This is a genomic window from Paramesorhizobium deserti (genome assembly GCF_001558695.1).
GTDB classification, from domain to species: Bacteria; Pseudomonadota; Alphaproteobacteria; order Rhizobiales; family Rhizobiaceae; genus Paramesorhizobium; species Paramesorhizobium deserti.
Map to the genome: position 1 here is coordinate 1,137,050 of NZ_LNTU01000001.1, position 25,166 is coordinate 1,162,215.

The 25,166-nt window shown below is 61.8% G+C and carries 21 protein-coding genes; 7 read left to right on the top strand and 14 right to left on the bottom strand.

Annotation, left to right across the window (positions count from 1 at the left end; genetic code table 11):
• Positions 1-14: 14 nt before the first annotated feature.
• The 4 genes from ATN84_RS05385 to xylF form a co-directional block, all read right to left on the bottom strand.
• Entirely contained in the window at positions 15-1,070 is a 1,056-nt protein-coding gene (locus ATN84_RS05385) for a sugar phosphate isomerase/epimerase family protein (protein ID WP_068880494.1), read from the bottom strand.
• 110 nt (positions 1,071-1,180) lie between these two features.
• Positions 1,181-1,969, bottom strand: a complete 789-nt coding sequence (locus ATN84_RS05390; RefSeq protein ID WP_068880496.1) for an ATP-binding cassette domain-containing protein — start codon at positions 1,967-1,969, stop codon at positions 1,181-1,183.
• Positions 1,970-1,983: 14 nt separating this feature from the next.
• Positions 1,984-3,303 (bottom strand): sugar ABC transporter permease, encoded by a 1,320-nt coding sequence (locus tag ATN84_RS05395; protein WP_068880498.1) that lies wholly within the window; start codon positions 3,301-3,303, stop codon positions 1,984-1,986.
• A 74-nt stretch (positions 3,304-3,377) separates the two neighbouring features.
• On the bottom strand, positions 3,378-4,418 hold the full coding sequence (xylF, locus tag ATN84_RS05400) for a D-xylose ABC transporter substrate-binding protein (RefSeq protein WP_082766097.1): 1,041 nt from the start codon (positions 4,416-4,418) through the stop codon (positions 3,378-3,380).
• Between the two features lie 212 nt (positions 4,419-4,630).
• On the opposite strand from xylF, the gene ATN84_RS05405 reads away from it, so the two are divergent.
• The 3 genes from ATN84_RS05405 (at position 4,631) to ATN84_RS05415 (ending at position 10,045) form a co-directional block, all read left to right on the top strand.
• Positions 4,631-5,875 (top strand): ROK family transcriptional regulator, encoded by a 1,245-nt coding sequence (locus ATN84_RS05405; RefSeq protein ID WP_244490979.1) that lies wholly within the window; start codon positions 4,631-4,633, stop codon positions 5,873-5,875.
• A 51-nt stretch (positions 5,876-5,926) separates the two neighbouring features.
• Entirely contained in the window at positions 5,927-7,237 is a 1,311-nt protein-coding gene (xylA, locus tag ATN84_RS05410; RefSeq protein ID WP_068880500.1) for a xylose isomerase, read from the top strand.
• A 600-nt stretch (positions 7,238-7,837) separates the two neighbouring features.
• Positions 7,838-10,045: a putative bifunctional diguanylate cyclase/phosphodiesterase gene (locus tag ATN84_RS05415; protein ID WP_201026313.1), complete on the top strand. Its 2,208-nt coding sequence runs from the start codon at positions 7,838-7,840 to the stop codon at positions 10,043-10,045.
• Between the two features lie 19 nt (positions 10,046-10,064).
• On the opposite strand, the gene ATN84_RS05420 is transcribed toward ATN84_RS05415, so the two are convergent.
• Positions 10,065-10,562, bottom strand: a complete 498-nt coding sequence (locus ATN84_RS05420) for a winged helix-turn-helix transcriptional regulator (RefSeq protein ID WP_068880504.1) — start codon at positions 10,560-10,562, stop codon at positions 10,065-10,067.
• Between the two features lie 100 nt (positions 10,563-10,662).
• Here ATN84_RS05420 and ATN84_RS05425 point away from each other — a divergent pair, with 100 nt between their 5' ends.
• On the top strand, positions 10,663-11,241 hold the full coding sequence (locus ATN84_RS05425) for a dihydrofolate reductase family protein (RefSeq protein ID WP_068880505.1): 579 nt from the start codon (positions 10,663-10,665) through the stop codon (positions 11,239-11,241).
• A 10-nt stretch (positions 11,242-11,251) separates the two neighbouring features.
• On the top strand, positions 11,252-11,911 hold the full coding sequence (locus ATN84_RS05430; RefSeq protein WP_068880907.1) for a glutathione S-transferase family protein: 660 nt from the start codon (positions 11,252-11,254) through the stop codon (positions 11,909-11,911).
• Here ATN84_RS05430 and ATN84_RS05435 read toward each other — a convergent pair.
• Complete coding sequence (locus ATN84_RS05435) at positions 11,869-12,417, bottom strand: cupin domain-containing protein (protein ID WP_068880506.1); 549 nt, start codon at positions 12,415-12,417, stop codon at positions 11,869-11,871. The genes ATN84_RS05430 and ATN84_RS05435 overlap by 43 nt on opposite strands.
• A 235-nt stretch (positions 12,418-12,652) precedes the next feature.
• On the opposite strand from ATN84_RS05435, the gene ATN84_RS05445 reads away from it, so the two are divergent.
• Positions 12,653-14,086: an alanine/glycine:cation symporter family protein gene (locus ATN84_RS05445; protein WP_068880508.1), complete on the top strand. Its 1,434-nt coding sequence runs from the start codon at positions 12,653-12,655 to the stop codon at positions 14,084-14,086.
• A 215-nt stretch (positions 14,087-14,301) separates the two neighbouring features.
• Here ATN84_RS05445 and ATN84_RS05450 read toward each other — a convergent pair whose 3' ends face one another.
• From ATN84_RS05450 to ATN84_RS05470, 5 genes are all read right to left on the bottom strand, one after another.
• Positions 14,302-15,288, bottom strand: coding sequence for an aldo/keto reductase (locus tag ATN84_RS05450; protein WP_068880908.1), 987 nt, complete (start codon positions 15,286-15,288; stop codon positions 14,302-14,304).
• A 90-nt stretch (positions 15,289-15,378) separates the two neighbouring features.
• Positions 15,379-16,476 (bottom strand): acyltransferase family protein, encoded by a 1,098-nt coding sequence (locus ATN84_RS05455; RefSeq protein WP_068880509.1) that lies wholly within the window; start codon positions 16,474-16,476, stop codon positions 15,379-15,381.
• Between the two features lie 438 nt (positions 16,477-16,914).
• A complete protein-coding gene (gene dnaK, locus ATN84_RS05460) occupies positions 16,915-18,828 on the bottom strand; it encodes a molecular chaperone DnaK (protein ID WP_068880510.1) in 1,914 nt (637 codons plus the stop codon).
• 212 nt (positions 18,829-19,040) lie between these two features.
• On the bottom strand, positions 19,041-20,027 hold the full coding sequence (locus ATN84_RS05465) for a Gfo/Idh/MocA family protein (RefSeq protein ID WP_068880511.1): 987 nt from the start codon (positions 20,025-20,027) through the stop codon (positions 19,041-19,043).
• Positions 20,028-20,169: 142 nt separating this feature from the next.
• A complete protein-coding gene (locus ATN84_RS05470) occupies positions 20,170-21,060 on the bottom strand; it encodes a LysR family transcriptional regulator (RefSeq protein ID WP_068880512.1) in 891 nt (296 codons plus the stop codon).
• Between the two features lie 99 nt (positions 21,061-21,159).
• On the opposite strand from ATN84_RS05470, the gene ATN84_RS05475 reads away from it, so the two are divergent.
• On the top strand, positions 21,160-22,155 hold the full coding sequence (locus tag ATN84_RS05475) for an aldo/keto reductase (protein ID WP_068880513.1): 996 nt from the start codon (positions 21,160-21,162) through the stop codon (positions 22,153-22,155).
• Positions 22,156-22,271: 116 nt separating this feature from the next.
• On the opposite strand, the gene ATN84_RS05480 is transcribed toward ATN84_RS05475, so the two are convergent.
• The 3 genes from ATN84_RS05480 to ATN84_RS05490 are packed head-to-tail and all read right to left on the bottom strand — an operon-like array spanning position 22,272 to position 25,119.
• Positions 22,272-23,021, bottom strand: a complete 750-nt coding sequence (locus ATN84_RS05480; RefSeq protein ID WP_068880514.1) for an ABC transporter permease — start codon at positions 23,019-23,021, stop codon at positions 22,272-22,274.
• Positions 23,018-23,953 carry an ABC transporter ATP-binding protein gene (locus ATN84_RS05485; protein WP_068880515.1) on the bottom strand — a complete coding sequence of 312 codons (936 nt, stop codon included), beginning with the start codon at positions 23,951-23,953 and terminating at the stop codon, positions 23,018-23,020. The genes ATN84_RS05480 and ATN84_RS05485 overlap by 4 nt, the downstream gene beginning before the upstream one ends.
• Positions 23,950-25,119, bottom strand: coding sequence for an ABC transporter permease (locus ATN84_RS05490; RefSeq protein ID WP_068880516.1), 1,170 nt, complete (start codon positions 25,117-25,119; stop codon positions 23,950-23,952). Before ATN84_RS05490 ends, ATN84_RS05485 begins: the two co-directional genes overlap by 4 nt.
• Positions 25,120-25,166: the final 47 nt, after the last annotated feature.

Here is a 25,166-nt window from a genome sequence, read left to right on the forward strand (position 1 = left end):
GTACCAAGTCCTTTTTATTTCAGGCCGAGCATCTTGCGGTTGGCGACGTCATCGGTGCCCGCGCCGGCGAAATCGTCGAATGCATGTTCGGTGACGCGGATGATGTGCGCCTTGATGAACTCGGCCCCTTCGCGCGCGCCATCCTCGGGATGCTTCAAGGCGCACTCCCATTCGAGCACGGCCCAGCTGTCATAATCGTAAGCGGTGAGCTTGGAGAAGATCGACCCGAAATCGACCTGGCCGTCGCCCAGCGAACGGAAGCGCCCGGCACGGTTCACCCAGTTCTGAAACCCGCCATAGACACCCTGGCGGCCGGTCGGGTTGAACTCGGCATCCTTCACATGGAAGGCTTTGATGCGCTCGTGATAGATGTCGATATAATCGAGATAATCGAGCTGCTGCAGCACGAAATGCGAGGGATCGTAGAGCAGGTTCGCCCGAGCGTGGTTCTTCACGCGATCGAGGAACATCTCGTAGGAAATGCCGTCATGCAGGTCCTCGCCGGGATGAATCTCGTAGCAGATATCGACGCCGTGCTCCTCGGCATAGTCGAGGATGGGATGCCAGCGCCGCGCCAGCTCGTCGAAGGCGGTCTCGACCAGACCGGCGGGGCGCTGCGGCCAGGGATAGACATAGGGCCATGCCAGCGCGCCGGAGAAGGTGGCGTGGGCGTTGAGCCCGAAATGCTTCGATGCGCGGATGGCACGCTTGACCTGATCGATCGCCCATTCGGTGCGAGCCTGCGGATTGCCCCTGACCTCGGGCGCGGCAAAGCCGTCGAAAGCAATGTCATAGGCCGGATGGACGGCGACGAGCTGTCCCTGCAGATGCGTGGAGAGTTCGGTGATCTCCAGGCCGTGGCTTGCCGCCACACCCTTGATCTCGTCGCAATAGTCCTTGGAATCCGAAGCCTTCACCAGGTCGAAAAGGCGCGCATCCCACGAGGGGATCTGCACGCCCTTGTAGCCGAGCGAGGCAGCCCATTTGCAGATGGAATCGAATGAATTGAAAGGTGCGGCATCCCCTGCGAACTGCGCCAGGAAAATAGCCGGTCCCTTGATTGTCTTCATGGTTTTCTCTCCTCGATCGTCTGCAAAGCGTGGGCTGAGTTCGCCTTCACTTCATTTTAATTGGAAATCGTTGGCGGGACAGAGGGGGATGGTGCACAATAGTTCCATTTTCAGACGCCACCCGTCCCACTCATCGCGCCCGGCCCGGGGACCGCGCCTGGCGGGCACTTGCCCAGGATGATCATGCCCAGCACCTCGTCCTCCGTTACATCACCGACCCGCGCGGCGCCGACGACGCGACCGTTCTTCATGACGATCACGCGGTCGGCGAGATGGAAGACGTCATGGATGTCGTGGCTGATGAGGAAGATACCGATGCCTTCGCTCTTCAATTGCTGGATCAGTTCACCAACCTGCGCCGTTTCCTGCGGCCCGAGCGCCGCCGTCGGCTCGTCCATGATCAGGATGCGGGCGTTGAACAGGATGGCGCGGGCGATCGCCACCGATTGGCGCTGGCCACCGGAGAGCGCCTTCACCGGGTCCTTGAAGCGCTGGAAACGGGGATTGAGCCGGCCCATCACCTCGCGCGCCTTGGCCTCCATCGCCACATCGTCAAGCGTGCCCCATGGGGTCATGATCTCGCGACCGAGATAGAGATTGGCGGCCGTGTCCACGTTATCGGCGAGCGCCAGCGTCTGGTAGATGGTCTCGATGCCATAGGCCTTGGCATCGCGCGGATTGTTGATGACGGCCTCGTCGCCACTGATCCGGATCGTTCCGCTGTCGCGCTTGTAGGCGCCGGAAAGGATCTTGATCAGCGTCGACTTGCCGGCGCCGTTGTGGCCGAGAAGCGCGACCACTTCGCCCGCATGCAGATCGGCGGAGGCATCGTCGACGGCGTGGACGCCGCCGAAGGCGATCGAGATATTTTCCATCTCCACGAGAGGCGTGGTGCTCATGGTCTCCTCCAAGCCTACGATATGCGGCGGCGATAGAGCGTATCAAGCCACACGGCGATCACCAACACGACACCGACCACGATATTCTGCAAGGGCGTATCAAGGCCGAGCAGCACCATGCCCGATGAGAGCGACTGCATCATCACAGCACCGAGCATGGCCCCGGCGATCGTGCCGATGCCGCCGCCGAGCGAGGTGCCGCCGATAACGGCGGCGGCAATGGTGAGCAACTCGTCGAGCGTGCCCTGCGCATTGGTGGCGGCGTTGAGGCGGGCGGTCGAGATCGCCGCCGAAATGGCGCAGAGAACGCCCATCAGCATGAAGATCTTGGTGATCACCCATTTGGTGTTGATGCCGGCCAGCTCCGCCGCTTCCGGATTGCCGCCAAGCGCGAAAACATAGCGGCCGAACCGCGTGCGCGTGGTCAGGAATGTCATCACGATGCCGACAGCGACGGCGATCAGCACGGGAATGGCAATGCCATGCGCGATGAAGAGGCCGCCTTCGGGAACGGTGATATCGTGCTCCTCGGCATATCTCCTGACGATGCCCGACGGCCAGGGATAGGAATTGGCGATCGCCACGGCGCCAAGCACCAGGGCGCTACCGACCGCCGCCAGCAGGACCTCGGCCCATATCGGGCGGCGGGGGAAGTTGAAACGCTTGCGCTGCCGTCGCGCATTGACGATGTAGGCGATGATGCCGAGACAGGCGACGGCGGCAACGACCCAGCTCCACGTCGCGCCGATCGACCCGCTGGGCCCGCCGCCCATCAGGCGGAAGGTGGCGTCCATCGGCGCGACGGTGCGCCCCGACGTGACCCACCAGGCGGCACCGCGCCAGACGAGTAATCCGCCGAGCGTCACGATGAAGGATGGAACGCCGAGAAAGGCGATGATGAAGCCCTGCAGGCCGCCGATCGCCGCGCCGACGAGGATGCCGAAGGCGAGGGTGACGATCCACGTGGCCGGATTGCCGAAGCCCAGCACCTGCGGCAACAGTTCGGCCTGCGTCACGCCCATGATCATGCCGACGAAACCGAGAATGGAGCCGACGGAGAGGTCGATATTGCGGGTGACGATGACCAGCACCATGCCGGTGGCCATGACGGCGATGGACGCCGTCTGCACCGACAGGTTCCACAGATTGCGCGGCGTCAGGAACAGCCCGCCGGAGAGGACATGAAAGACGATCCAGATGATCAGCATGGCGAGGATCATGCCCAGGAGACGGGTATCGAGCTCCGTCGCCTTGAAGAACCGCGCGATGATGCCAAGTTCAGCCGCTCGAGCCCCGTCGGTCGAGTTGGACCCAGTGCTCGCAATATCGCTCATGCTGCCCCTCCCACGGGCTGCGGACAATTCGGGGCAGGCGCCGCGGCTTTCAATACCGCGGCGCTTGCCGTCCTTTAGTTGCAGGCAGCTACGCTGCCGGACGCGACGCCCTGGCAGACGACGTCCTTCGTTACCCAGCCGGCGTCGATGACGACGTTGAGATTGTCCTTGGTGATCGGCACGGGCTTGAGGAAGATGGAATTCATCTCGACGCCCCGCGGGCCGCCGCTGAATTTCTCTACGCCTTCGATCTCTTCCATCTTCTTGCCGTCGGCAAGCTGCGAAGCGATATTCGCGGCATTCTTCCCGAGTTCGCGGCTGTCCTTCCAGACGGAGACGGTCTGCGTGCCGAGCGCGATGCGGTTGAGCGCAGCGAAATCCGCGTCCTGGCCGGAGACCGGCACGGAACCGGCAAGCCCCTGCGCCGAAAGCGCGGCGATCGCGCCGCCGGCCGTGCCGTCATTGGAGGCCACGACCGCATCCACCTCGTTGTTGTTGGCGGTCAGGATCTGCTCCATGTTCTTCTGCGCATTGGCGGGCAGCCAGCCATCGGTATAGGCCTCACCGACATTCTTGATCTTGCCGGCGTCGATCGCCTCCTTCAGGACTTCCATCTGCCCGGCAAACAGGAAATCGGCATTGGGATCGGCGGCATTGCCCTTGATGAAGGCGTAGTTGCCCTCGGGCTGGACCTCGAAGACGGCACGCGCCTGCATGCGGCCGACTTCCTTGTTGTCGAAGGTGATGTAGAAGGCATCCGGATTTTCGATCAGGCGGTCATAGCCGATGACGGGAATGCCCTCGTCGACTGCTTTCTGCACGGCGGGGCCGATAGCGTCGGAATCCTGCGCCAGGATGATCAGCGCGTTGGCCCCTTGCGAAATGAGGCTCTCGACATCCGTCAACTGCTTTGCCGCCGAGGACTGTGCGTCGGCGGAGATATATTTGTCGCCATTGGCCTCGAGCGCGGCCTTGATCGCCGCCTCGTCCGTCTTCCAGCGCTCCTCCTGGAAATTCGACCAGGAGACGCCGACGACCTTGTCCTTGGCGAAAACGGGCCCCGCGAAAGACACGGCAAAGACTGCGCCCGCGAGAGCTGCTGCGTACTTCTTCATGACATTCCTCCCCAGTGCACTCGGCACTTAAAAATATGATCTCGGACGATCATTACCTGCCCCTCCGTTGGCAGGTCGGCCTTTTATTTCGAGGCTCGAAAAAAATAGTGACTAAAATTCCTTTCCATGTCAACATCGAAAGTGGAGAGCCTAAGTTATTGCGATGCAATAGAAATTTTGCGACGCAACGAGAATGAGGGAGGAGAAACGCCTTGGCTGGAGCGATCGCACGCTCGGACGACGTGCGCCGACAGAACCGAAAACTGGTTCTCACCGCCCTGAGGCGAAGAGGCGCGCTTTCCCGCACCGATCTGACGACAATGACGGGCCTGAGCGCCTCCACCGTCTCGGCCATCGCGGCGGCGCTCGTCTCCGAAGGCGTGCTTCTGGAGAGCCGTGACGGGGATGTCGGCGCGGCAAGGCGCGGCCGGCCGCAGGTCACCCTGACGCCCAATCCCGATATCGCGAAGGTCGGCGTCGTCAATCTTTCGCTCAACAGCATCACCGTGGCGCTCGTCGATTATGCCGGCGGCATCATCGCCGAACAGACTACCGAACTTCAGACCTGGCCGGCGACCGGTGGCGAGCTGGTAGCCGAGATCGGCGCAATGCTGCGCCGGCAACTCCAGTCCTCGGCCGGCAGCGGCGGCAAGCTGATGGATATCTCCATGTCCGTTCAGGGCGTCACCGACGCCGCCGGCGAGAAAATGCTGTGGGCGCCGATCATACGCGAAAGGAACATCGCCTTCGGCCCGGCGCTGACGGACGCGTTCGACGTACCGGTCTCGCTCGCCAATGACTGCACCATGCTTGCCGAGGCGTTGCGCTGGACAGACCCTGGGCATTACGGCGGCGATTTCGCCGCTATCCTCTTGTCCTACGGCATCGGCATGGGCCTTTACCTGAAGGGACAACCCTTTTCCGGGTCTCATTCATCGGCGGCGGAATTCGGCCATATGGCGCATATACCCTATGGGGCGCTCTGCCGCTGCGGCCGGCGGGGCTGCATCGAGGCCTATGCCGGGGATTACGCCATCTGGCGCAACGCCATGGGCATGCCGGATACCGCCGCACCAGCCTTCAGCATCGACGCCACCGTCTTTGCCGAGCTTGCAGAACGCGCCCGGGAGGCGGCGGGTGTCGAGCGCGAAGCGTTCCACACTGCCGGCCGCGCCATCGGCTTCGGCCTCAACAATCTGTTCTCGCTGATCGATCCTGTGCCGATCGCCTTTGTCGGGCCGGGCGCCAAGGTCTTCGACCTGATCGAGCCGGAAATCCGCAACGCCATTTCGGGCACCGCCGGCTGGGACGGGGCGCAGGAACTCAACATACGCTGCTATCCCGAGGAACATCCGCTGATCCTGCAGGGCTGCGCGATGACATCGCTCCTGCGTCTCGATGCGGAGGTCTTTTCCGGCGGCGAGACACGCGGGCTCTCGCAGACCAGCGCGGCATAGAGGAACCAACAGGCGGGCCATCATTCCAACAGCTACAGGAGGAGCATCAGCATGAGCACCGGTTTTTTCGGCGACATCGGCAAAATCAAATATGAAGGGCCGGAGAGCACGAACCCGCTGGCCTATCGTTTCTACAACCCCGACGAGATCGTGCTCGGCAAGCGGCTGGAGGACCACTTACGCTTCGCCGTCGCCTACTGGCATTCCTTCGTCTGGCCGGGCGGCGACCCGTTCGGCGGGCAGACTTTCGAGCGCCCCTGGTTCGCCGACACGATGGAGGCGGCGAAGCTCAAGGCCGATGTGGCCTTCGAGATGTTCTCATTGCTCGGCTCTCCTTATTTCTGCTTCCACGATGCCGATGTCCGGCCTGAGGGGGCTACTTTTGCCGAAAGCGCCAAGCGATTGCACGAAATCGCCGATTATTTCGCCGGCAAAATGGAGAAGACGGGCACGAAGCTTCTCTGGGGCACGGCCAACCTCTTCTCCAACCGCCGCTATATGGCGGGGGCGGCGACCAATCCGGACCCCGATGTCTTCGCCTATGCGGCGGCGACGGTGAAGACCTGCATCGACGTCACGCAGAGGCTCGGCGGCGAGAACTATGTGCTGTGGGGTGGCCGCGAGGGCTACGAAACCCTGCTTAACACCGACATGAAGCGCGAACTCGACCAGATGGGGCGCTTCCTGAGCCTCGTCGTCGATTACAAGCACAAGATCGGCTTCAAGGGCACGATCCTGATCGAACCCAAGCCGCAGGAGCCGACCAAGCATCAATATGATTATGACGCGGCGACCGTCTACGGCTTCCTCAAGCGTTTCGGCCTGGAAAAGGAAGTGAAGCTCAATCTCGAGCAGGGCCATGCCATCCTGGCCGGGCATTCCTTCGAGCATGAACTGGCGACGGCGGCGGCGCTTGGCATCTTCGGCTCGATCGACATGAACCGCAACGACTACCAGTCGGGCTGGGATACGGACCAGTTCCCCAACAATGCGGCTGAGGTGGCGCTCGCCTATTATGAAATCCTGAAGGCCGGCGGCTTCACCACAGGCGGCACCAATTTCGACGCCAAGCTCCGACGCCAGTCGATCGACCCTGAGGATCTGATCGTTGCACATATCGGCGGGATGGACACCTGCGCGCGCGGGCTGAAGGCGGCGGCGAAGATGCTTGAGGAGAAAGCGCTGACCGATTTCGTGGCGGAACGCTACGCCGGCTGGAACAGCGCCGAGGCCAAGGCGATGCTTGCCGGCGAGCGCTCGCTGGACCAGATCGCCGCGCGCGTCGAGGCGGAGGCAATCGAGCCGAAACCCCGCTCCGGCCGACAGGAATATCTGGAAAACATCGCCAACCGCTACGTCTGAACTGCTATGGTGATACCGTTTTCAGAGCGGTTCCTGTCTTGATGGAATCGGGTTGATGTCCGACCGCTGGTGGCGTGGCGATGTTCCGGAATGGATCCTCGGGTCGAGCCCGAGGGTGACGATGGGAAGAGTGAAACCACTAATGTCAAACCGCAGCGCTCGCCATTTAGCCCCCTTCTTTTCTACGGTCGTCATCCTCGGGCTCGACCCGAGGATCCATTCCGGAACGGTCCAAACGGAAACCGCTTCGCAGTTTCGGCATCATGCTCGAAGACACTTCGCATAAATAGAAGCGCTAATAACGGTTCGGTCTTAAAGTGAACCACACCAAGCTTGATACTCACACCGACCGCAATCTCAATTGGAATATCAAGCCTGATCAAGACGCGAAATAGCGCAATTCGGCGATCCGCGGCATCACAAACATGCAAAAGAAGCGCCCGCTATATCTGGCGGGCCATGTTTTCTCCTTCTTTTACCTAGAAGGAGAGCCGGCCGATGCGCGGACAGGCGGATTTTGATCCGTTCATCCCGTCAACCAATCACCCATAGCCACTCGATAATCAGAATAACGAACTGCGGATGCCACCCCTAGAGAGCATGCCTAATCCACGGCGCTTCTTCCTGAAAACGGGACTGCCGATCATCCTTGCTGCGATTGCGGCGGGGTTTGCGTTCTACGCGCTTCTCGTCTGGTCCAGCCAACAGACCGACCGGGTTTCCATCATCCGGCAGGAGCGGCTTGTCGCGCTGGTCGTCTCTGAGATGAGGACGGCGATCGCCCACGACCAGGAGAGCGTGACCGTATGGGACGATGCGGTGAATGCCGTCAGGTCACGCGCGTCTCCCGAGTGGATCGAGAACAATCTCGGGACCTGGATGCACAGCTATTTCGGGCATGACGGAGCCTATATCCTCGATCCGCAGGATCGGCCCATTTATGCTTTCTCAGGCGATTCCGTCGTGGCGCCTTCGACCTATGAAGGGATCGCACCCAATGCAGCGCCGCTGGTGGCAACCCTGCGGGCGAAGCTTCGCATCTCCGACAAGACAGATGTCGCCGAAAAGATCCTTACACCGGGCGCGGCCGATCTTTCGGTGATCGACGGCCATCCGGCGCTGGTCAGCGTCAAGCCGATCGTTTCCGATACCGGCAAGATCGAACAGGTGCCGGGGTCGGAATATCTGCACATCGCCGTTCGGTTCCTCGACGGCGGTTTCATCGAAAAACTCGCACGCGACTATCTGTTCGAGGGATTGCGGTTTTCATGGAACGACGACCACGCGGCCCAGGAGGCGAGCTATGCGCTCGATTCCGCCTCGGGCAGGACGATCGGCTATTTCATCTGGGAGCCCTATCGCCCCGGCTCGTCGGTTCTTGCTTCGATCCTGCCGATCCTGGCGGCGCTGCTCGTCACCATATTGATCATCATCGCCGTCCTCATCGCCATTCTTCACAGGCGATCCGCCAAACTGCAGATCAGCGAAGCCAGGCTCCACCACCTCGCCCTGCATGATCCGCTGACCGGGCTGCCGAACCGAACGCTGTTCAATGCAAGGCTCGACCAGGCTCTGGACCGGCTGCAGCGCGGCAAGAACATGCTGGCGGTGCTTTATCTCGATCTTTACCGGTTCAAGCAGGTCACCGACATGCTCGGACATCCGGCCGGCGACGAGCTGATCCGCGAATTCACCGACCGGCTGAAGAAGCTGACGCGCGATACCGACACGGTTGCGCGCATCGGCGGCGACGAGTTCGCCATTGTCGCCGCCGATGTGACGCGGAAAGATATCAACGGCCTTTGCGAGCGGATCATCGACACGGTCCGGCATCCGTTCGATCTCTACGGCAATCAGATCTTCCTCGGCATCAGCATAGGCGTGACCTTTGCGCCGACCGACGGGCTGGAGCGGACGGAACTGACGCGGAAGGCCGATATCGCGCTCTACCACGCCAAAAGCGCCGGACGTAGTCGCTATGCGGTTTTCGGCAAGGAGATGGACACCATGCTGCAGGCCCGCCGCGGCATCGAGCAGGATTTGCGGGCGGCCTTGCAGGCCGATGATCAGCTTCAAGTTCATTACCAGCCGATCTATTCGGCAGCCGGCAGGAAGATCACCGGCGCCGAGGCCCTGCTGCGCTGGCGCCACCCGGAAAAGGGATGGATCGCCCCGGATATATTCATCCCCATCGCGGAGGAAGCCGGGCTTATCGAAAGGCTGGGCGAGCGGGTCCTGCGCGAGGCCTGCACGAGGGCGATGGCATGGCCGATCACAGTCGCGGTCAACGTTTCGGCCATCGAGCTGCGCAACCCTGCCTATGCGAAACGCGTGGCCAAGCTGTTCTTCTCTCTCGGCATGGATGCACGCAGGCTCGAACTGGAAATGACCGAAAGCGCGCTGACCGACAATTCGGGACAATGCGAAGAGAATGTGAAAGCTCTGCGCGAGATGGGCATCCGCATCGCCATCGACGATTTCGGCACGGGCTTCTCCTCGCTCAGCCGTCTCCAGAGACTGGACGTCGACCGCATCAAGATCGATCGCAGCTTTGTAAAAGGCTTTGGAACGGGGAATGGCGACGAGGCCATCGTTCAGGCGATCGTGGAACTGGCACGGGCGACGGCGCTGAAGACGACGGCCGAAGGCGTGGAGACCGACGCGCAGGCGACATGCCTGGAGGAAATGGGCTGCGACAATCTGCAGGGATATCTGTTATCCCCGCCGCGACCAGCAAGCGAGATCGACGATCTCCTTGGCATTAACCCTTCGTCCCGTTCCGTTGAGGACGTGATTACCACCCTCTAAGCGGCCCGGCTTGCCCCAGTCAGCCCGCTTTTTTCCGCGCTACCACCTCCTCATAGGCCGCTTGCAGCCCGGCGAGGACCGACGGTCCGGCGGCAGGCGCGTCGAGGTGGAGCGTCCGCAGCTCGGCCATGAACTCCTTCCACATCGGTGGGCCGCCCTCCTCCAGGAGTTCCGCACGGATCGACAATTCGTCGGAGACGGGCATATGGCGCCGTCCCCATGCGCCCATCTGCGCGAACAATGGCACGAGCTGGATGGCCGGCTCGGTAAGGCTGTAAATCGCCTTCTGCCTGTGACTCGGATCGTCACGCCTGGAGAGCAATCCATTCTCGACCAGCCGCTTCAGGCGATCGGCGAGAATATTGGATGCGATCCCCTCCTCCGAATGGTTGAGCAGCTCACGATAGTGGCGGCGATTGCCGAACATGATGTCGCGAATGATGATCAGGCTCCAGCGATCGCCCAGCACTTCCAGGGTCAGGTTGATCGGGCATCCTGAACGGTGCGTATTCTCCATCGGATAATTCTCCACTGACTGCTTGCAAAATAGGATCAGTTGCGCTACAAAGCAACCGATTGCAAAACGCAAGTGGTTGCTGAAGCCATAGGAGGATGAAATGGCAAAGCTGATTCTATCGATGTTCACGAGCCTCGACGGCTATATCGAAAAGCCGAACGGCGAATTCGCGCCGCCGGCCTGGTCGGACGATCTCAGCCGCCACTGGTCGGGCTATGCGCTCGAACGCGCCCGCCATCTCATCTATGGCCGCATCAATTTTCTTTTCAACAAGGGCTTCTGGAGCGCGGCCGACACCGATCCTGAAAGCCCGGCAGCCGGCATCAGCTATGCCGGCACCATGAACCGCCTGCCGAAGACGGTCTTTTCCACGACCATGACGGGCGATCCCGGCTGGAACGCCACGCTGGCAAAGGGTGATCCGGCCGGCGCGATCGCCCGGCTGAAGGAAGAGGTCGAAGGCGATATCTATACGTTCGGAGGCGCCGGCGTCGCCAATAGCCTCGTCGCGCTCGATCTCGTCGACGAATACCGGCTGATGGTGACACCAGTCCTTTTCGGCAAGGGAAAGCGGCTGTTCGAGGACGGCCGCCCGGAGATCAAGCTGACGCTGATCGAAGCAAAGCCGCTCGATACCGGCGCGGTCATCCTGCATTACCGGCGCGACCGATCTGCCTGAGGAGATGATCATGCCCATGCAACTCTATGCCCATCCCTTCTCGTCCTACAGCCAGAAGGCGCTTATCGCCCTTTACGAGAACGGCACGCCTTTCAAATACCGTTTCCTTGGCCCCGAGGATGAAAGCACACTGGCCGAATGGATGGCACTGTGGCCGATCAAGCGTTTTCCCGTACTCGTGGACGGCGGCCGCACGGTGATGGAGGCGACGATCATCATCGAATATCTGGGCCTCCATCATCCGGGGCCGACACGACTGATCCCCGAGGATGCCGACGCCGCGCTCGACGTGCGGATGATGGACCGCTTCTTCGACAATTACGTCATGATCCCGATGCAGAAGATCGTCTTCAACAGTATTCGCCCCGAGGAAGCGCGCGATGCCTATGGTGTCGACGAGGCGCGGACGATGCTCGATACGGCCTATCACTGGCTCAATGGACGAATGGCGGACCGGGAGTGGGCGGCGGGCAACGGCTTCAGCCTTGCCGATTGTGCTGCCGCGCCTTCGCTCTTCTATGCGGATTGGGTGCATCCGATCACCGAGGATTTCGCCCATCTCCGCGCCTACCGGCAGCAGCTCCTGGCGCGGCCGTCCTTTGCACGGGCGGTGGACGAGGCCCGCCCCTATCGGCCACTCTTTCCGCTCGGTGCGCCTGACCGCGACTGATCGCCCAAAGCCTGCCGCCAGATGGCGACGAGCGGGCCGTCCACTCCTTCAAGCGGGTCGGATTGCGGCAGCGGCAGCCGCGCGATCCGCTCCAGATCCTCTTTTGACGGCGGCTCGCGGCGGATATCGGCACGCTGTCCCGGCGGATAGGCGCCGATCACCAGGAAATCGCCGCTCGCATCGAGCCGGCAGTGCCCCGTTCCGGCGGGAAGCACCAGCACATCGCCGGCTTCGACCGTCATCTCCCTTCCCTGAGGACCGCCGATGAGCAGCTGCGCCCGGCCGGATGCGATGCCCAGCACCTCATGTCCCTCGGTGTGATAATGGTGATAGGGAAAGACGCCGTTGCGCCAGATCCCGGTCCAGCCATTGCGGATGAAAAGCTGCTCGATATGGCCGGCGGCATCGCCGTTCACCTTCACATCATCACGATAGAGAAGCACCGGCAGGCGCGGATTGTTGGGCACGCCATCGCCGGCTTCGAGCATGAATGTCTCGGGCCCCATGGAATATCTCCATCTTTTTCCGGCGTTAATCGCAATTTTCAGCGAAAAGTTCCTGCAAGTCATCCGATTTATCCAGGTGAACTGCCGAAAAACGTGGACAGTCCGCGTTTTTGGGGTTCTCACTGATGCGAAACTGCGCCTAGTTACGCTGAACCGTTCCGGCATGCGCGATGCGCTTTTTCACCCGGAGCCATGACCTTTGCTCTTTGAGAACCGGGAGACCGAGGGGACACACATGGATACCATCATCGATTTTCTCAACGATATCTTCTGGGGCTATATCCTGATCTACGGCCTTCTGGCCGTCGGCGTCTTTTTCACCCTGCGTCTGAAATTCATCCAGTTCGCGCATTTTCCCGAATTCTTCCGCTCGGTGCTCGCGGCGCCGGCGGAGGACAAGAGCGGCATCACCCCGTTCCAGGCGCTGTGCACCAGCCTCGCCTCGCGGGTCGGCACCGGCAACCTCGCCGGCGTGGCCGTGGCGCTCTATCTCGGCGGACCAGGCGCCATCTTCTGGATGTGGATGGTGGCGCTGGTCGGCATGGCTACCGCCTATTCCGAAAGCTTGCTCGCACAGCTCTACAAGATCCGCGACGAAAACGGCCAGTATCGCGGCGGACCGGCCTTCTATATCGCCAGAGGCCTGAATGCGCCCTGGGCCGCGATCATCTTCTCGATCTGCCTGATCGTCGTCTTCGGCCTGGCGTTCAACGCGGTGCAGGCCAATTCGATCGCCGACGCGATGGAAGGCGCGTTCGGCTTCAACAAGCTCTATGTGGGGATAGCGCTTGCGCTCCTCTCGGGTATCGTGATCTTCGGCGGCATCAAGCAGATCGCCCGCGTCGCCGAATTGCTGGTGCCGTTCATGGCGATCGCCTACCTCCTGGTGGCGATCTATGTGCTGATCGCGAATTTCACCGAAGTTCCCGGCGTGATCGCGCTGATCGTCAAGAGCGCCTTCGGGCTTGAGCCGGCGGCGGGCGGCATCGCCGCTGCCATGCTCAACGGCGTCAAGCGCGGCCTGTTCTCCAACGAGGCCGGCATGGGCTCCGCTCCCAATATCGCAGCGGTCGCGACGCCGAACCCGCATCATCCCGCATCGCAGGGTTTCGTGCAGGCGCTTGGCGTCTTCATCGACACGATCCTGATCTGCACGGCGACGGCAGTGATGATCCTGTTGTCGCACAAGCTCGCCCCCGGCTCCGAACTCACGGGTACGCCGCTGACGCAGGAAGCCCTGGTCGTGCATATCGGCGAATTCGGCCGCTATTTCATTGCGATCGCCATCCTCTTCTTCGCCTTCACCTCGATCATCGGCAATTATGCCTATGCCGAGAACGCGCTGACCTATCTCGGCGTCGATCACGTCTACGGCTTGACCCTGCTGCGGCTGGGTGCGCTGGCCATGGTGATCTGGGGCGCCTATCAGACGGTGGCGACTGTCTTCAACACGGCCGACGCGGTGATGGGATTGATGGCGACGATCAACCTCATTGCGATCGTGCTTCTTTCGGGAACGGTGGCCAAGCTGACCGCGGATTTCTTCGCGCAGCGCAAAACCGGCACCCCGCATTTCGAAGTAGCGCAGTATCCCGAGCTTGCCGGCAAGATCGACATGGGCATCTGGAGCGAGCGGGAAGCGCCTGCGGCCGTGGAGAAGAAGGGGTAGAGGGGTTCATGTTTTGATGGAAGTATTGGTGCTTCCATCTGTCGAAGTGTCTTCGAGCTGATGCCGAAACGGCGCTGCGGTTTCCGCTTAGACCGTTCCGGAATGGATCCTCGGGTCGAGCCCGAGGATCCATTCCGAGACATCGCCCACTCCACCAGCGGCCGGACATCAACGCCATCGCTATCCAAAGCGATCCGATTCCATCAAAACCGGTATCAGCGGATCGTGAACGGCTCGAAGGCGGCGAAGGCTTTCTCCGGCACGTCGATTTTCATGAGTTCCATGTTGCGGGTGAGGCTCGAGGGCTTGGCCGTGCCGATCAGCACATTGGCGACAACGGGCTCGCGCAGCGGGAACTGCATGGCAGCGGCGGCGAGCGGGATGCCGTTTTCCTGCGCCACCTCCTGCATCGAACCGACGCGCCGAAGGATATCCTCGGATGCGGGGCCGTAATCGAAATGGGCGCCGGCAACCGGTCCGGTGGCAAGGATACCGGAGTTGAACACGCCGCCGATGACGAGCGACGTCTGCTCTTTGCGGCAGAGGTCGAGCAGGCCGTTTTCGGCCGAGCGATCAAGCAGTGAATAGCGACCGGCCAGAAGAATGCAATCGAGTGGGTGCCGCGCCAACACGTCGAGACAGACCTGCACCTCGTTGACGCCGAGGCCATAGGCCGAAATCGCGCCCGATGATTTGAGCTCATCCAGCGCCTTCAGGCCGCCGCCAAGGAGCTGGCGCATATAGGCTGCGTTCTTCTCCATCCCATGGGTATAGGCGCCGATATCGTGGACATAGAGGATATCGATGCGGTTCAGCCCGAGCCGCGCCAGACTGAACTCGAATGACTGCATGATGCCGTCATAGCTGTAGTCATAGTCGACGGTGAAGGGCAGCGGATCGACATAGGAATGATCCGGCACCTGGTCTTCCGGCACTGGACGCAGCAGGCGGCCGACCTTGGTCGAGAGCACATAGCTGTCGCGCGGCTTATCACGCAGGAAATCGCCGGTGCGCCGCTCCGACAGGCCGAAGCCGTAGAAAGGCGCGGTATCGAAATAGCGCAGGCCCGCGTCCCAGGCGGTGGAAAGGGTCTCCATCGCCGCATCGCGCCTGCATTCGCGATAAAGCCCGCCAATGGCCGCGCCGCCGAAGCCGATCTTCGTCACAGCGAGCGACGTCTTGCCGATTTTCCTGGTTTCCACGATTCCTCCCGAAATATCCTGAAGCGGGTCCGATGCTCTCATATCCCCTGCCGCTTATCGGCAAAAGAAAATTTGCCGTCAATCGCCGTTTCAGATGAGCGGCGAGACCGCTGCCGTGGAAGCCGGGCGCTTCAGACCGAGGCGGCGCAGGAACCAGTCGCCCACCGGCTTCTCGAACAAGCGGTAGGACAGCACCGCGACGACCATGGTGATGGCCATAGGGATCGGCAGGAAGGCATAGAAATCGATGATCCCGAGCGGCGCCAGCAGCCTTTTCCAGACAAGGCCGAACAGGACGACCTCGACCACCGGATGCCAGAGATAGACGCCGAAGGAGACGGCAGCGAAGGGGCGCAGATAAGCGGGATAGACCGGCGTCTTCTGGTCGTTGCGCTCCGCGACCGCGGCCAGGAAAACGGCAATGCCCATGACGATGACACTGTAATAATAGTCGACCTGAAGCTGCATCAATGTGCAGGAGGCGAGGATCACCAGCCAGGCGGGCCAGCGCGCCGTCAGTTTCAGGCGGCTGCGGGAGGCCAGTGCTGCGATCAGCGCGCCGGCGATGAAATCGGCAAAAGCGCGATAGGCGCCCCAGGTGTCTGCCGCCAGCCAGTGCTTGCCCGGCATGATGTGGAGCGCCAGCAGCGTTTCCAGAAGCCCGATCCAGAGAAGCAGCAGAACGACAAGCCCCTTCACCCCCGCGGTCCGCTGGGCGACGAGAATGAGCGGCAGCAGGAGATAGGAGAACCATTCCGCCGACAGCGACCAGGAAACGAAATTGAACGTCAGTTCCCGCGAGAAGCCCCATGCCTGGACGAGAGCCAGATTGGGAATGATCTGCGCCATATCATAGCGTTCGGCCCCGCCGAACGGACGCAACAACCCCAGATGATAGCCGATGCCGACAACGAGAAAGAGCAGGAAAGTGATCAAATGCAGCGGATAGAGCCGGGCGAAGCGTCTCAGCATATAGACGACATAGCTGCGCCAATCCGTGACCGTGTCGCCATAATGCACGACGATCAGGAAGCCCGAGATGATGAAGAACATGTCCAGCAGCGGCCGCAGGCGCTGAAGCCATTCGATCATCCACTCCGTGCCCGGTGGCCCGTTGAACGAAAAATGGTAAAGCATGATGAGAAGCGCGGCAATCAGGCGCCAGAACTCGAACAGCCGGAAATACATGCGCTTCGCTAATGCCTTTCCTGCTCGAGCGGGCGTCGTGTAGCATCCCCCTCCTCTGCCCTGCCGGTCATCTCCCCCACGCTCATCGTCATCCTCGGGCTTGACCCGAGGATCCATGGCTGAGGGGCACTGACGTTTCCGTTGCGTCGACGCATTCCAGTGAGCAGGCAGGAACAAATATCAGGCGATAATGACTTATGATTCCGTAGCGGATGATAATACCGTTTCTGCCCCCTTGCCGTGGATCCTCGGGTCAAGCCCGAGGATGCCGAAAGATGGAGGGGGAGATGCCCAGCAGGGCAGAGGGGGGTGATTGGCAGAAAATGCATATGCATCGTTTCCATCCGAAAATGATGAGACAAACGATATCCCAGACCCGTTAACAACAAAAAAGCCCGGCACCAAGGCCGGGCTTTTCACAATCTCAGAAGTCGCGCTTTACGCGGACTTCTTCTTGTCGTCGTCGATTTCCTCATAGTCGGCGTCGACGACATCGTCATCCGACTTACTCTCGGAGGCTGGCGCTTCCTCACCACCCTCGGAAGCCTGGGCCGCCTCATACATGGCCTGGCCAAGCTTCATCGAGACCTCGGCGAGCGTCTGCGTCTTCGCCTTGATGTCCTCGGCGTCGTCGCCTTCCAGCGCGGTCTTCAGCGAGGCGATCGCATCCTCGATGGCCGTCTTGTCGTCGGCGGAGACCTTGTCGCCATAATCCTTGAGCGACTTCTCCGTCGAATGCATCAGGGCTTCGCCCTGGTTCTTGGCCTCGACCGCCTCACGGCGCTTCTTGTCGGCTTCGGCGTTCGCCTCGGCATCCTTGACCATTTTCTCGATGTCCTCATCGGAAAGACCGCCGGAAGCCTGGATGCGGATCTGGTGCTCCTTGCCGGTGCCCTTGTCCTTGGCCGACACGTTGACGATGCCGTTGGCGTCGATATCGAACGTCACTTCGATCTGCGGCACGCCGCGCGGTGCGGGCGGAATGCCGACGAGGTCGAACTGGCCGAGCATCTTGTTGTCGGCCGCCATCTCGCGCTCGCCCTGGAAGACGCGAATCGTCACTGCGGACTGGTTGTCCTCGGCCGTGGAGAAGGTTTGCGACTTCTTGGTCGGGATCGTCGTGTTGCGGTCGATCAGGCGCGTGAACACGCCGCCCAGCGTCTCGATGCCGAGCGACAGCGGGGTCACGTCGAGAAGCAGCACGTCTTTGACATCGCCCTGAAGCACACCGGCCTGGATCGCGGCGCCGATAGCGACCACCTCATCCGGATTGACGCCCTTGTGCGGCTCCTTGCCGAAGAAGGACTTCACCACTTCCTGCACCTTGGGCATGCGCGTCATGCCGCCGACGAGGATGACCTCGTCGATCTCGCCCGCCTTGAGGCCTGCATCCTTGAGTGCCGCCTTGCAGGGCTCGATGGTGCGCTGGATCAGATCATCGACCAGGCTCTCGAACTTGGCGCGGGAGAGCTTCATCGTCAGGTGCTTCGGACCGGTCGCATCGGCCGTGATGAAGGGCAGGTTGATTTCGGTCTGCTGCGCGGAGGAAAGCTCGATCTTGGCCTTTTCCGCAGCTTCCTTCAGGCGCTGCAGGGCCAGCTTGTCGTTCTTGAGGTCGATGCCCTGTTCTTTCTTGAACTCGGCTGCCAGATATTCGACGAGACGCATGTCGAAATCCTCGCCGCCGAGGAAGGTGTCGCCATTGGTCGACTTGACCTCGAACACGCCGTCGCCGATTTCGAGGACCGAGACGTCGAAGGTGCCGCCGCCAAGGTCGTAGACGGCGATGGTCTTGCCATCCTTCTTCTCGAGCCCGTAGGCGAGAGCGGCAGCCGTCGGCTCGTTGATGATGCGCAACACTTCGAGGCCGGCGATCTTGCCGGCGTCCTTGGTCGCCTGGCGCTGGGCGTCGTTGAAATAGGCGGGAACCGTGATGACGGCCTGCTCGATCTTCTCACCGAGATAGGATTCGGCGGTTTCCTTCATCTTCTGCAGGATCATCGCGGAAATCTGCGAGGGCGAATATTTCTTGCCGTGCACCTCGACCCATGCATCGCCATTGTCGCCCTTGACGATCTTGTAAGGGACAAGGTCCTTGTCCTTCTTGACCATCGGGTCGTCATAGCGGCGGCCGATCAGGCGCTTCACAGCAAAGAGCGTTCCTTCCGGATTGGTGACGGCCTGGCGCTTGGCAGGCTGGCCCGCAAGGCGCTCGTCGCTATCCGTAAAAGCAATAATGGAAGGGGTGGTACGCGCACCTTCCGCATTTTCGATGACTTTCGCGTTCTTGCCGTCCATGACGGCGACGCAGGAGTTTGTCGTTCCCAGATCGATGCCGATTACTTTTGCCATTTCACATATCTCCATTCAGCAGGCTGCCGGGACCTCTGCCGAGCATTCCATTCAGCAGCCCCTACCGGGTTTAAGACGGCACGTGATCCCTTGGCCGGGAACCAGCACACCGCATCGCGGCGTATATAAGAAGGGCTGTTTTTTACTGCAAGTCACAAGAGGCGCGACGGCGGTAAAATCATCGGCGAGCGATCAGCCCCAAATGCGGATATTCAGACCTCTTCCCAGCCGCCGCTCTCGCCGGCGCGGTATATCGCATCGATAAACCTTTGATTCGCAACAGAGCTTTCCAGCGTAAAGACGGGAACGTCCTCGCCTTGCGCGGCGCGGGCGAAGCTCTGCGCCTGAAGCTGATAGTGGTTAACATCCTGGAAATTCCACTCGCGCGCCTCGGTATGGCCGGCGTCGTTGAGCGTCACCCTCGCATGGCCGTATTTGCCCGTGTTGAACGGGGCGTGAACCTCGATGAAACCCTTGTCGCCGTGGAAGACCATGAACTGGCGTCCTGCCAGCTGGGTGGCGACATAGAAGGAGAGATCAAAATCGTCGAATTCGGCCGTGACATTGGCATAGCGGTCGGTGCCGAAATCCGGATCGCGCTCGACCTTCGCCAGGACGCGCTTGGGCTCGGCTCCAGTGGTCATGCGGGTGGCGACCGTCGGATAGACGCCGATATCGGGCAGCGCACCGCCGCCGAGCGCCATCTGGTTGCGCATATTGCCCGGATCCTTGTTGAAATAGGTGAAGGCGCCCTGTACGTGGCGGAGCGTGCCGATGGCGCCTGATGCGATCAGCTCGCGCACCTTGATCCACTGCGGATGATAATAGACCATGAAGGCCTCTGCGATCAGCACGCCATAGGTATCGCGCGCCCGGATCAGCGATGCGATCTCGCTCGCATGCAGCGAGATCGGCTTTTCGCAAAGAACATGCTTGCCGGCTTCCGCCGCCTTGATCGCCCATTCGACATGCTGGGAAGTGGGCAGCGGGATGTAAACGCCATCGACCGTGTCGGAGGCGAGTAGTTCCTCATAGGAGCCGAAGGCATGCGGCGCGCCGAAACGATCGGCCACGGCGCGGGCCTTCGCCAGATCGCGGCTGGCGATCGCCGTCACCACGCCATTCTCCGACGCGCAAAGCGCCGGGATCACCAGCGTCACACCGATTTTGGCCGTCGAAAGAACACCCCAGCGAAACATGGCAACTCCTCCTTTTCGATTTGGAGCGGAACCTACCGGTCAGCGGAACAAAAGAAAAGGCTGGACTGTTGGGACCTATAGACATTCAGGATCTAGAATCTAACCCAAGTTTAGGATTTGGAGCGCGGTATGAGCGGAAATCCTAATTGGGGTTAGACCTATAGAAATCGATGAAGGCGCGCAGGGCCGGGCGCATCCGCCGGCGGCTGGGATAATAAAGATAAAGGCCGGGAAAAGGCTGGCACCAATCTTCAAGCACCCGCACGAGCCGGCCATCGGCTATCGCCTCGGCCACCTGAACATCCAGAAGAAAGGCGAGGCCGGCGCCTTGCAGTGCAGCCTCCAGCGAAAACCTGTCGTCATTGACAATCAATGGGCCATCCACGGCCACCTCGAAGGATTCATCGCCCTTCTCCAGCTCCCAGCGGTAGACGCGGCCGGAGGAAAAGCGATGGCGGATGCAGCGGTGCCGGGCGAGATCCGCCGGATGCTTCGGGATACCGTGACGCTCGAAATAGGAAGGCGCGGAAACGATGGCGCCGCAGAGCTCAGGACCGAATCGCACGGCGACCATATCGCGCTCAAGGCTTTCGTTGAGCCGCAATCCCGCATCAAACCGTTCCGCGACGATATCGACGAAATGATCTTCGACGCAGATGTCGAGCGTGAGATCAGGATGGGTTTCACAGAACGCGCCGAGGCGCGGTACCAGCAGAAGATAGGCAAGCCTCGGCACACTCAGCCGCAATGTGCCGGAGACGGTATCTTTCGTGTCGACGGCAGCGCCGAGCGCCATCTCGATTTCGCCGAGCGCCGGCGCAAGCCGTTCGAGCAGCCGCCTGCCGGCCTCCGTCGGCGCGACGCTGCGGGTGGTGCGTGCGAGAAGGGCAACACCGAGACTCTCTTCAAGCGCGGCCACCGCATGACTGACGGCCGAAGGCGCGATCTGGAGCTCCCTGGCCGCCGCACGAAAACTGCCATGGGCGGCGACGGAGGCGAGAACGGCAAGTTGCGACAGCTGGTTCCGGTTCATTGTTCTAAAATATGGAACAACCCATGAAAATGAAGCGGAATTATCGAATTGTGATCGTGGCCCTATGTTGAAGACATCCCGATCAAAGGAGCATCCCACATGAAAACACGCAAACTCGGCAATGAACTCACCGTATCGGCCGTCGGCCTCGGCTGCATGGGCATGAGCTACGCCTATGGCGGGCAGGAGGAGAAGGATGCGATCCGGACGCTGCATCGGGCGGTGGAGATCGGCGTCACCTTCTTCGACACGGCGGAGGTCTATGGTCCCTTCGAAAACGAGAAGCTGGTTGGCAAGGGGTTGAAGGAGGTGCGCGACCGCGTGGTGATCGCCACGAAATTCGGCTTCAAGATCGATCCGGCGAAACAGGGCGCGGAAGGCATCATCGGCGTCGACAGCCGGCCGCAAAATGTGAAAGCGGTGGCCGAGGCTTCCTTGAAGCGACTCGGCGTCGATGTCATCGACCTCTTCTACCAGCATCGTGTCGATCCCAACGTGCCGATCGAGGAGACCGTCGGCGCCATGGCCGAGCTGGTGCGCGAAGGCAAGGTGCGAACGCTCGGCCTCTCGGAAGCGAGCGCCGCCACAATCCGCCGCGCCCATGCGGTGCACCCCATCGCGGCGGTGCAGAGCGAATATTCACTGTGGAGCCGCGAACCGGAGCAAGAAGTCTTCGACGTCTGCCGCGAGCTTGGCATCGGATTCGTGCCCTATAGCCCGCTCGGGCGCGGTCTCCTGACCGGCGCGATCCGTAAGGTGGACGAGCTTTCGGCGGATGACTGGCGCAAGACCCAGCCGCGTTTCCAGGCGGACAATCTGGCGGCCAACGCGGCGCTCGTGGATACGCTGGAGGAAATCGCCAGTGCGAAAAACGTGACGACGGCGCAGCTGGCGCTCGCATGGGTGCTGCATCAGGGCGATTTCATCGTGCCGATCCCCGGTGCGCGCAAGATCAGGCATCTCGAGGAGAATGCGGCGGCAGCCGATATCGTGCTTGACCGCGACGAGATCGCCCGGATCGGCGAAGCGCTCTCGCCCGCCAAGGTGGCCGGCCAACGCTATACGGAAGAAATGCTGGCGCTGGTGGATAAGTAAGACCTAAAGCGATTTTGCTTCCAAATTGCCCCTCACCCTTACCCTCTCCCCGTGAAGGACGGGGAGAGGGTGCCGGCAGGCGGATGAAGGGCATGCGGCTGCATCGGCGTTTTCAATTACTTCCCCGCCTGCCCCATCCTCCGCGCCAGCATGCGCTCGACGGCCGAGAGTCCGTCATAGATCAACACGGCGAGAGCGCCGACGATCAGCCCGCCCTGCAGGACGAAGGCGAGGTTGTTGGAGATGAGGCCGGCGATGATGACCTCGCCCAGCGTCTTTGCCGCAACCGTCGAGCCGATGGTGGCGGTGGCGAGGCTGATCACCACGGAAAGCCGGATGCCCGCCAGGATGACCGGCAGGGCAAGCGGCAGCTCGACCTTCAAGAGCCGCTGGCGCTCGTTCATGCCAACGCCTCTCGCCGCCTCGACCACGGCGGAGGGCAAATTGGTGAGGCCGGTCAACGCATTCTCGAAAATCGGCAAGAGCCCGTAGAGAAAAAGCGCGATCAGCGTCGGCTTCTCGCCGAAGCCGATGGCGGGGACCGCCAGCGCCAGCACGGCGACCGGCGGAAAGGTCTGACCGACATTGACGAGGCTGCGCGACAACGGCAGGAATTCGGCGCCGGCGGGCCTCGTTACGAGGATCGCAAGCGCCAGCGCCACAAGCGTTGCCGCAAGCGTGGCGATGAAGACGATGCGCAGGTGCTCGAGGGTCAGCATCAGGAGACTACCCTGATTGTAGATGGCCGGCGCGTTATTCTGCGTCAGCGGCTTCAGGACCGGCTCGAACCAGTCCGGCCTCACGAGAAAGACAACCAGCAGCGCTAGCACGAATAGCCGCGCGAGGACCGGCAGCGAGAGCCTCATGCCGGCCTCGCCGCACGCCGGATCAAACCTTCGACAGTGACGCGCCCGATGGGCTTGCCGTCGGCCTCGACGGGTAACGCCTCGCGCCCCGACCAGAGCAGCTCGGCGAGCGCATCACGCTGCGTGGCCGATGCCGGCAGCGCTTCGCCTTCCGCCGTGCCCGGCTCCACCGCCTCGCGGATCTCGTTCAGCGACAGCAGCCGGAACGGCCGGTCGCCGGTGCCGATCAGCGTCTCGACGAAGGGCGTGGCCGGCTTGGCCAGTATCTCGGCCGGTGTCGCATATTGGATCAGCCTGCCCTCATCCATGACGGCGATGCGGTTGCCGAGATGGATCGCCTCCTCCATGTCATGGGTGACGAGGATGATGGTGGTGCCGAACCGCTTCTGGATGGCGAGCAGATCCTCCTGCGCCTTGGCGCGGATCACCGGGTCGAGCGCACCGAAGGGCTCGTCCATCAAAAGGACATTCGGCTCTGCCGCAAGGGCGCGGGCGACGCCGACGCGCTGCTGCTGGCCGCCCGAGAGCTCGTGCGGATAGCGCGGGCCGAAGGTGGCGGGGTCAAGCTGGAACAGCGACAGGAGCTCATTGACCCGCGCGTCGATGCGGTCCTTCTCCCAGCCGAGCAGGACCGGCACGGTGGCGATGTTCTGCGCCACCGTGCGATGGGGAAAGAGGCCGTGCCCCTGGATGGCATAGCCGATATGGCGGCGCAGCTCATAGGCCGGCACCGCGCGGTTGTCGCGGCCGTCGAGCTTGATCACCCCCGATGTCGGCTCGACCAAGCGGTTGATCATGCGCAGCAGCGTTGTCTTGCCGGAACCGGAGGTGCCGACGATCACGGTGATGGTGCGCGGCTGGACGACGAACGACACGTCGCTCACGACTTCCACTTCGCCATAGCGCTTGGTAATGTTTTCGATCTCGATCATGCCGCCTGGCCTCCGTTGAGTGCGGTCATTTCGGTAGCGGCGTCGAGAATGACAGCGGCCGCAAAGGCGAGCGCCACGGTCGGCACCGCGCCGAGCAGCACCAGATCCATCGCCGTCTGGCCGATGCCCTGGAAGACGAAGACCCCGAAACCGCCGCCGCCGATCAGCGCCGCGATCGTGGCAAGGCCGATATTCTGCACCAGCACGATCCTTATTCCGGTGAGAATGACGGGAAAGGCCAGCGGAAACTCGATCGAGAACAGCCGCTGGCGGGCGGTCATGCCGACGCCGCGCGCCGCATCGTTGGCTGCCGGCGGCACGCCGGCGAGCCCGACCACCGTGTTGGCCACGACGGGCAAAAGCGAATAGAGAAAAAGCGCCACGAAGGCCGGGGCGGTACCGATGCCGCGGATGCCGATTTCGGCGGCGCCCGGCACATGAACCGCGATCCAGCCGAGCGGCGCGATTAGGATGCCGAAAAGCGCGATGGACGGGATCGTCTGGATGATATTGAGGACATTGAGAACACCATCGCGCAGCGTCGGCACGCGGTGGCAGAGAATGCCGAGCGGTATACCCGCCACGACGGCGGCGGCTAGCGAGCCGAGCGCCAGCGTCACATGCTTGGCGGCCTCGGCCCAGAAACTGTCGGCGCGGTTGGCATATTCCTTGAGGATCGAAAGGCCGTTCCAACTGCCGGAATAGAGGATCGCCGTTACCGCGAGCGCTGCGAGAGCCAGAACGGCGATGCGCGCCATCGGCCCGAGACGCAGCCGGGTCAGACTATCGGCGGCGAGGAGCGCGAAAGCGAAATTCAAAAGCCAGAAGCCGGAAGCGGGCGCGACGCGGGCATAGGTGTTTTCGGGCGGCGTCAGATGGTTCGCGGCAAGGCCGATGAGCAGCATCAACGCGGCGAGTGCTGCGATGCTGGCGCCGAGCCGCCAGGACAATGGGAAGCGCAGAAGCGCGACCATCGTGGCGAGGGCGAGAACGAGAAGCAGCGTCGCCGCGGCCCATAGGGGCAGGGCTTCCAGTATGGTGCGCCCCTCGCCCGGGACGATGCGGTTGGCGCGAAAGGTGGCGAAGGGCGCGAAGAATACCCCGCTTGCCGCGATTGCGGCGATGACGACGCCGAGCTTGTCGAAACGGCTGCGGTTTCCGCTCATCGGCGCCCCCTTTTTCAACCCGACAGTCGCAGCGTCACGCCGCGCGC